This is a genomic window from Sphingomonas sp. CBMAI 2297 (assembly GCF_029870595.1).
Taxonomy (GTDB): Bacteria; Pseudomonadota; Alphaproteobacteria; order Sphingomonadales; family Sphingomonadaceae; genus Sphingomonas.
Map to the genome: position 1 here is coordinate 20,954 of NZ_JAPDIR010000026.1, position 8,220 is coordinate 29,173.

At 70.7% G+C, this 8,220-nt stretch carries 5 protein-coding genes; all 5 read left to right on the top strand.

Going from position 1 to position 8,220, the window contains the following annotated elements:
• Positions 1-148 precede the first annotated feature (148 nt).
• On the top strand, positions 149-592 hold the full coding sequence (gene tsaE, locus OMP43_RS22500) for a tRNA (adenosine(37)-N6)-threonylcarbamoyltransferase complex ATPase subunit type 1 TsaE (protein ID WP_280281806.1): 444 nt from the start codon (positions 149-151) through the stop codon (positions 590-592).
• On the top strand, positions 589-1,581 hold the full coding sequence (locus OMP43_RS22505; RefSeq protein ID WP_280281810.1) for a phosphotransferase: 993 nt from the start codon (positions 589-591) through the stop codon (positions 1,579-1,581). Before tsaE ends, OMP43_RS22505 begins: the two co-directional genes overlap by 4 nt.
• Complete coding sequence (locus tag OMP43_RS22510; RefSeq protein WP_280281807.1) at positions 1,578-2,339, top strand: nucleotidyltransferase family protein; 762 nt, start codon at positions 1,578-1,580, stop codon at positions 2,337-2,339. Before OMP43_RS22505 ends, OMP43_RS22510 begins: the two co-directional genes overlap by 4 nt.
• A gap of 147 nt (positions 2,340-2,486) precedes the next feature.
• Entirely contained in the window at positions 2,487-5,423 is a 2,937-nt protein-coding gene (gene addB, locus OMP43_RS22515; RefSeq protein WP_280281808.1) for a double-strand break repair protein AddB, read from the top strand.
• Positions 5,407-8,220: UvrD-helicase domain-containing protein (locus OMP43_RS22520; protein WP_280281809.1), on the top strand; the 2,814-nt coding region annotated here is incomplete at its 3' end. The genes addB and OMP43_RS22520, both read left to right, overlap by 17 nt.

Consider the following 8,220-nt stretch of genomic DNA (forward strand, 5'->3'; position numbering starts at 1 on the left):
GGCGATACTGCCGATGAAGCCATAGCCTCACCGTATCGTGTGCAAATACCCACCCCCAGCCCCTCCCTTCCAGGGAGGGGAGCGCACAGGTCTAATCCTCACCGGGCAGGGAAGTGTTCAATCCCGGCGCGGGTGATAAAGGAACGCCATGCTGCTGCGCTCGCCGGAAGAATCGCTCGAACTGGGCCGCCGCCTCGCCGGGCTGGCGCGCCCGGGCGACGTGATCGCGCTGTCCGGCCCGCTGGGCGCGGGCAAGACCAGCATCGCGCGCGGGCTGCTCGCCGCGCTCGGGCTGGAGGGCGAGGCGCCGTCGCCCAGCTTCGCGATCGTCCAGCCCTATGACCCGCCCGAGGTGCGCTTCCCGGTGCTCCATGTCGACCTCTACCGGCTCGACGATCCGTCCGAGGCGGCGGAGCTGGGCCTGGACGACGCCCGAATCGATTCGCTGCTGATCGTCGAATGGCCCGAGCGGCTGGGGGAGGCGGCGTGGCAGGATGCGCTGTGGCTGTCCCTGGATGTGGCACCGGACGGCGCGCGCGCCTTGACAGCGAAGGTGCCGGCGGCATGGAAGGACCGATGGTTCCCGACATGAATCCGCCCGCCGCGGCGCCCGACTTCCTCATGGCCGCCGGCTGGGGCGGCGCTGAGATCCGCCCGCTCGCCGGCGACGCCTCGTTCCGGCGCTATTTCCGCGTGGTGGAGCATGATCGCACCGCGATCCTGATGGACGCGCCGCCGCCGCACGAGGATCCGCGCCCCTTCATCAACGTCGCGCGCTGGCTGACCGGCAACGGCTTCGCCGCGCCCGAGATCCTGCACGAGGACCTGACCGAGGGGCTGGTCCTGATCCAGGACTTTGGCGACGCCCGCATGCGCGAGACCGTCGATGCCGCGCCCGAGAGCGAGCTGCGCCTCTACGAGGAGGCGATCGACCTGCTCATCCGCCTCGCCGGCTATCCCGCCGCGGCCGAGCTGCGGCCCTATAGCCATGCCGAATATCAGCGCGAGGTGAGCCTGCTCCCCGAATGGTACTGCCCGGCGGTCGGCCTGGATGTCGATCTCGACGGCTATCGCGCCGCCTGGGACCAGGCGCTGGCGCCGGTGCTCGCGGGTCACACGCCTGTCACGGTGCTGCGCGACTATCATGTCGAGAACATCATGCTGATCGACGGTAGCGCGGAAACCTTGGGCCTTCTCGACTTTCAGGACGCGCTGGCGGGCCATCCCGCCTATGACCTCGTCTCGCTGCTGCAGGACGCGCGCCGCGACGTGCCCGAGACGCTGGAGACCGCGATGCTCGATCGCTACAAGCGCATCACCGGTGCGGGCGACGCCTTCGACGTGGCCTATCACGTGCTGGGCGCGCAGCGGAACGCCAAGATTGTCGGCATTTTCACCCGGCTGTGGAAGCGCGACGGCAAGCCGCGCTATCCGGGCCTGTGCCCGCGTGTCTGGACCTATCTCAACCGCGACCTGCAGCATCCCGCGCTCAAGCCGGTCGCAGACTGGTTCGAGGCCAATATCCCCGCCGACATGCGCGGCGACCCGCTGACGATTGCAGGTTCCGGCGCCACCGCATGAAACAGTCCGCCACTTATTCGCTGCGCCCCAATCCGGACGTGGCCATGCCGGAGACGGCGATGGTGATGGCCGCGGGCCTGGGCAAGCGCATGCGCCCGCTCACCGTGACGCGTCCCAAGCCGCTGGTGGAAGTCGCCGGCAAGCCGCTGCTCGACCATACGATGGACCATCTGCGCGACGCCGGGATCAAGCGCGCGGTGGTCAACGTCCACTATCTGGCGGACCAGGTCGAGGCGCATCTGAAGGCGCGGGCCGGCGATATCGAGGTGTTGATCTCGGACGAGCGCGCCCAGCTGATGGAGACCGGCGGCGGCATCGTCCAGGCGCGGGCGATGCTGGGCGACAAGCCCTTCTTCACGGTGAACAGCGACACGCTCTGGGTCGACGGGCCGATCGACGCGCTCCATGCGCTGGCGGCTGCCTGGAACGACGAGAAGATGGACGCGCTGCTGCTGCTCGTGCCGCTGGCGCGTGCGTTCAGTCATCGGGGGCAGGGCGATTTCCGGCTCGATCCGCTGGGTCGCATCACCGAGCGCCGCAAGCCTGGCCGCCTCGCGCCCTTCGTCTATGCCGGCGCCCAGATCCTCCATCCGCGTGCGATCCGCGACTGGCCGGAGGGGCCGTTCTCGACCAACCTGTTCTGGAACCGCGCGATGGAGCAGGGGCGCCTGTGGGGCGTGGTCCATCAGGGCCTGTGGTTCGATGTCGGCACGCCATCGGCGGTGAAGGAAGCCGAAGAGGTTCTGGCGGAGATGTGATTCTCCCTCTCTCCGCTTGCGGGGAGCATCGGGCCGGTCATGCTGGTGGCGAGGCGTAGCCGAAGCCGGGAGAGGGGAGTTATCCACAGACCCCGCTCCCCGACCCTCTCCCCTGAAGGGGAGAGGGAGTTTAGGGTCGCCCAGCCCATGTCCACCGCCCTCCGCCTCTACACCATTCCCCCGCACCGTGCCTTTGCGGACGCGCTGGCGAACGGGCTGATCCGGCGCTTCGGCGGCGACCCGATGGGCCTGGCTCGCGGGCTGGTCCTGCTTCCCAACAACCGTGCCAAAAGGGCGATCCAGGACGCGTTCGTCCGCGCCAGCGGCGGCGGCCTGCTCCTGCCGCGGCTCGTCGCGGTCGGCGATCCCGAGCTGGACGAGGCGGTGTTCGATGCCGCCGGCGATCCCGACCCCGTGCCGCCCGCGGTCCCGCCGCTCCAGCGCCAATTGATCCTCGCGCGCCTGATCCAGGAAGCCGAACCCCGCCACGACGCCGCGGAGGCCGTCCGCCTCGCCGGCGACCTCGCCGCCACGCTCGACCAGCTGCTCATCGAGGAAGTTCCGCCCCGCCGGCTTCGGGAGCTGGACCTGGGGCCCGAGCTCTCCGCCCATTGGGAGCGCTCGCTCAAGCTGTTCGAGATCGTCCTCGAACGCTGGCCGAAGGAACTCGCCCGCCTCGGCCGCATCGACCTCGCCGATCGCCGCCGCCTGCTGATCGACAATGTGACGAGGCGCTGGAAGGCGAGCCCGCCCCAGGGCTTTGTCTGCGCCGCGGGCATCACCGCCAGCGCGCCGGCCATTGCCCGGCTCCAGCGGATGGTGGCGAGCCTGCCCAAGGGCATGGTGGTGCTGCCCGACCTCGCCATCGCGATCTCCGATGCCGAATGGGAGATGCTCGGCCCGCATGCGCCCGACCCGGTCACCGGCCGGCGCCGCCGCAATCTCGAGACGCACCCGCAATTCCATCTCAAGCTCCTGCTGGAGCGAATGGGCGTCCATCGCAGCGAATTCGATCCCTGGCGTGCCGCCAGCGAGCATGACGCGGCGCCCTCGCGCAGCAAGGCAATCGCCTCGGCGATGCAGCCGCCCGAGCTGACCCATGGCTGGACCACGCTGCCGGAGCGCGAGCGCCGGCTCGACGGCGTGCGCGCCCTCGCAGTCGCCACGCCGGCGGAAGAGGCCCAGGCCATCGCCCTGGCGCTGCGCCAGACGCTGGAGACTCCCGGCCGCACCGCCGCGCTGGTCACGCCCGATCGCGCGCTCGCCCGCCGCGTTGCCGCGCATTGCGCGCGCTGGGGCATCGCGATCGACGATTCCGCCGGCCAGCCGCTCTCGATCCTGCCGCCGGGCACGCTGCTGCTGGCGCTGGCCGATGCCGCCGCCCAGCGCTTCGCGCCGCTGCCGCTACTCACGCTCCTCAAGCACCCGCTGGTGATGCCCGAGGCGCGCACCGCATGGCTGGAGGGTGCCCGCCTGCTCGATCGCGCGCTGCGCGGGCCGCGCCCGGCGCCCGATCTCACCGGCATCGATCGCCATCTGGCGGAGCAGGAGGGCAGGGACGGCCCCCTTCGCCAGGCCGCCGCGCAATGGTGGCCGACGGCCCGGGCGCTGCTGGAGCCGCTCGAGCGGGCGTGCGGGGACGGGGCCCAGCCGATCCCCGTCCTGCTCGCCGCGCTGCGCGAGGCCGCTCAGGCACTTGGCGGCGACGGACTGTGGAGCCGGGCCGAGGGCCGCGCCGCCGCGACGTTGCTCGACGATCTCGAGCGCGAAGCCGGCGACGGCCCGCGCCGCGCCGATCCGGACATGCTCGCGCCGATGCTGCGTACGCTGATGGACCAGATCGCGGTGCGCCCGCCCCATGGCGGCCATCCGCGCCTCGCCATTCTCGGCCAGCTCGAAGCGCGGTTGCAGACCGCCGACCTGATGATCCTCTCCGGGCTCAACGAAGGCGTGTGGCCGGGCCTGCCGGCGCCCGATCCCTGGCTGGCCCCGCGCATCCGCGCCGAGCTGGGCCTGCCCGGTCTGGAGCGCCGCATCGGCCTGGCCGCGCACGACCTGGCCGGCGCGCTGGGTGCGCCCGAAGTGCTGCTCACGCGCGCGCGGCGCGACGCCACCGCGCCGACCATCGCCTCGCGCTTCTGGCTGCGGCTGGAAGCGCTTTCCGGCGGCCTCGACCGGGCCGACGATCTCGCCGCCTGGCTGCGCGCGATCGACGATCCCGGCGCGCACCTTCCCGCCGAGCGCCCCGAGCCTTCGCCGCCGGTAGGGGACCGTCCCAAGGCGATTTCGGTGACCGAAGTGGATCGCCTGAAGGCCGATCCCTATGCCTTTTACGCGCGCCGCATGCTCAAGCTCATGCCGCTCGATCCGGTCGATGCCGATCCCAGCGCGGCGTGGCGCGGCACGGCGGTGCACGACGTTCTTCAGAAATGGTTCGAACTCGACGGCTGTGATCCGGCAAGGCTCCGCGCGCGTGCGGAGGCGATGCTGGTGGACGAACGCACCCATCCGATGATGCGCGCGCTCTGGCAGCCCCGGCTGATGGAGGCGATCGACTGGATCGCCCGGCAGATCGCCGAGAATCCGGAGCGCAAGGTTCTCGCGGTCGAACGGGACGGCGAGGTCGAGTTCGCCGGGGTGAAGCTGCGCGGCAAGTTCGACCGGATCGATCGCCTGCCCGATGGCGGCCTGGCGATCGTCGACTACAAGACCGGCCAGCCGCCCAGTACCCGTGCCGTGCGCGCCGGGTTCAGCCTCCAGCTCGGCCTGCTCGGCCTGATCGCCGAGCGGGGCGGGTTCGCCGATATCGCGGGCACGGCGCGCGCCTTCGAATATTGGTCGCTCGCCCGCTCCCCGCGCACCGGCGGCTTCGGCTATGTCGACAGCCCCGTCGATCCGAAGAAGAAGGAGCCGATCCCGGCCGAGGAGTTCGTCGACATCGCCGCGCATCATTTCGCCGAGGCGGTCCGCGCCTGGCTGACCGGCGACCAGCCCTTCACCGCCAAGCTGGTGCCGGAATATGCGCCCTATGCCGAATATGACCAGCTGATGCGGCGCGACGAATGGTATGGCCGCCGTGACTGAAGTCCGCCCCCTCCACAAGCTGAAGGGCAACCAGAAGGCAGCCAGCGACCCCGGCCGCCATATCTGGCTCTCCGCCTCGGCGGGCACGGGCAAGACGCAGGTGCTGGCCGCGCGCGTCTGGCGGCTGCTGCTGGGCGGCACCGATCCCGGCGCGATCCTCTGCCTCACCTTCACCAAGGCCGGCGCGGCCGAGATGTCCGAGCGGATTACCAGCCGGCTCGCCCGCTGGGTGCGTGCATCGGACACCGAACTGGCCGCCGACCTGGAAGCGCTGGGCGAGAACATCTCGCCTTCGGGCCGCGAAAAGGCCCGCCAGCTCTTCGCCAAGGTGCTCGACGCGCCCGGCGGCGGTATCCGCATCCAGACGATCCACAGTTTCTGCCAGTCGCTGCTCGCCGCCTTCCCGATGGAGGCGGGGCTCGTCCCCGGCTTCCGCCCGCTCGACCAGCGCGAGGAGGCAGTGCTGGCGCGCGAGGCGCTGGCCGAGATGCTGGTCGATGCCGAGCGGGCGGGGCGCGGCTGGATCGTCGATGCGGTCGGCGCGCTGTCGCTACGGCTGGGCGAGGGCAAGGCCGAGGATTTCCTCAAGGCCTGCGCGCGCGAGGGCGAGGCGCTGGCCGAGCTGCCGATCCTGGTCCAGCCTTTCCTGCGCGAGGCGCTCGGACTTCCCCTGGGGGATATCGACGCCGAGATCGCCCGGCGCTGCGCTGACGCCGCCTTTGATCTCGGCAGCTTGCGGGCGCTCACGGTGATGAATGCCGATTGGGGCACCGCGCGCGGCCTGGAGCGGGCCGACATCGCCGCCGCCTGGCTGTCCGGATCGCCCGAGGCGCGCGCCGCCAGCCTGGCCGATCTCCATTCGATCTGGGCCACCGCCAAGGGCGAGCCGCGCTCCTTCGGCAAGGGCCAGGCGCCGCAGGATCCGGCCTATGCCGATTATGCGATGCGCCTCTACGAGACTTGCGCCGAACTGCTCGGCCTGAAGACCCAGGCCGCCTATGCGGACCTGCTCGCTTCGGGGCTCGAGGCGGGCCGGGTCTATGCCGAGACCTATGCGCGGGCAAAGCGCCGGCTCGGCGCGGTCGACTTCAACGATCTGATCCATCGCACCGTGGCGCTGCTCGCCGAACCGGGCATGGGCGAATGGGTGCGCTTCAAGCTCGATACCGCGACCGAGCATGTCCTGATCGACGAGGCGCAGGACACCAATCCCCAGCAATGGGCGATCGTCAGCGCGATCGCGGACGAGTTCTTCGTCGGTGAGGGCGTGCGCGCGGAGACGGTCCGCACGCTGTTCACCGTGGGGGATTACAAGCAGGCGATCTTCGGTTTCCAGGGCACCGACCCGATCTTCTTCCGCGCCGCCTTCGAGCGCTTCCTCGCAAAGTCGCGCATCCACCCCGATACGGATTTCGACGTGGCGCCGCGCGAAGTGGAGGAGTTGTCGCTCACTCACAGCTTCCGCTCGACCCGGCCGGTGCTGGAGTTCGTCGACGCCGCGATCGGCGCGCTGCCGATGCCGGGCATGGGCGAGCTTTCCGATGCCGAGCCGCATGCCAGCGAAGTGCCGGGTCCGGGCAGCGTGACCTTGTGGCCGCCGGTCACCGAAGGCGGCAGCGAGGCGGACGAGGAAGAATGGGTGAGCGATGCAACCCGCGAACTGGCCAGGCGCATCGCCCGGGCAATCAAGGGCTGGATCGGCAATCTCGACCTGGAGAGCAAGGGCCGCAAGCTCGCGCCCGAGGACGTGATGATCCTGGTCAAGCGTCGCGGCGAGCTCGCCTCGCTGATCGTCGCGCGGCTCTATGCCGAGGGCGTGCCGGTGGCGGGCGTCGATCGCCTGCGGCTGAACGCGCCGCTGGCGGTGCAGGACCTGCTCGCCGCCATCCGCTTCGCGCTCCAGCCTGAGGACGATCTGTCGCTGGCATCTTTGCTCGTCTCGCCGCTGATCGGCTGGACCCAGGAGGAATTGATGGACGCCGCGGTCCGCAAGGGCGGCGGATTGTGGCGGCATCTGCGCAAGACCCAGCCAGAGGAGCGTCTGGCACCGCTCCATGCGTTGCTTGCCCGCGCGGACATCGCCACGCCCTATCGCTTTCTGGAAGAACTGCTCTCCGGTCCCCTGGATGGCCGCCGCAAGCTGCTGCGCCGCCTGGGCGAGGAAGCGCGCGATCCGATCGAGGAGCTGCTCAATGCGACTCTCAACTTCGAAAAGGTCGCGACGCCTTCGCTGCAGCGGTTCCTCGACTGGTTCGATCGCGGCGATGTGGAGATCGTCCGCGACGCGGCCCAGCCCCAGGCGGCGGTGCGGGTGATGACCGCGCATGGCGCCAAGGGCCTGCAGGCGCCCCTGGTCGTCCTTGCCGATGCCACCGTCGACCCGACAAGGTCTCCGCGCGACTTTCTGCATTGGGAACCGTCCGCCGCCTCCGCAAAGCTGCCGATCTTCCGGCCTCGCGCCGCCGAGCGGGGGGGACTGGGGCAAGTCCTCGAAAATGCCGATGCGCGGGAGCTCAGCGAGCATTGGCGCCTGTTCTACGTGGCCGCCACCCGGGCCGAGGAGCGGCTGGTCATCGCCGGTGCCCTGGGCCCCCAGGCCAAGGGCGTCCCCCCGCAGAAGAGCTGGTATGCCGCCAGCGCCGCTGCCCTCGATGCCCTGGGCGTGGCCGAGGGGGAGGTCCGCGAATTCAAGGGATTGCAGCCCCAGGCGCCGGTTCCCGCCCGGTCCCGCCCGGCATCGTCGCCCAGCGCGGAGGGCGCGAGCGGGCGTGGCGGGCGGGCCTCCTCGGGCGCGGGA

Excerpts from the sequence above, each read along its gene's own strand:
- tsaE (WP_280281806.1), top strand. The coding sequence starts at position 149 with ATGCTGCTGCGCTCGCCGGAAGAATCGCTCGAACTGGGCCGCCGCCTC.
- OMP43_RS22505 (WP_280281810.1), top strand. The coding sequence starts at position 589 with ATGAATCCGCCCGCCGCGGCGCCCGACTTCCTCATGGCCGCCGGCTGG.
- OMP43_RS22510 (WP_280281807.1), top strand. The coding sequence starts at position 1,578 with ATGAAACAGTCCGCCACTTATTCGCTGCGCCCCAATCCGGACGTGGCC.
- addB (WP_280281808.1), top strand. The coding sequence starts at position 2,487 with ATGTCCACCGCCCTCCGCCTCTACACCATTCCCCCGCACCGTGCCTTT.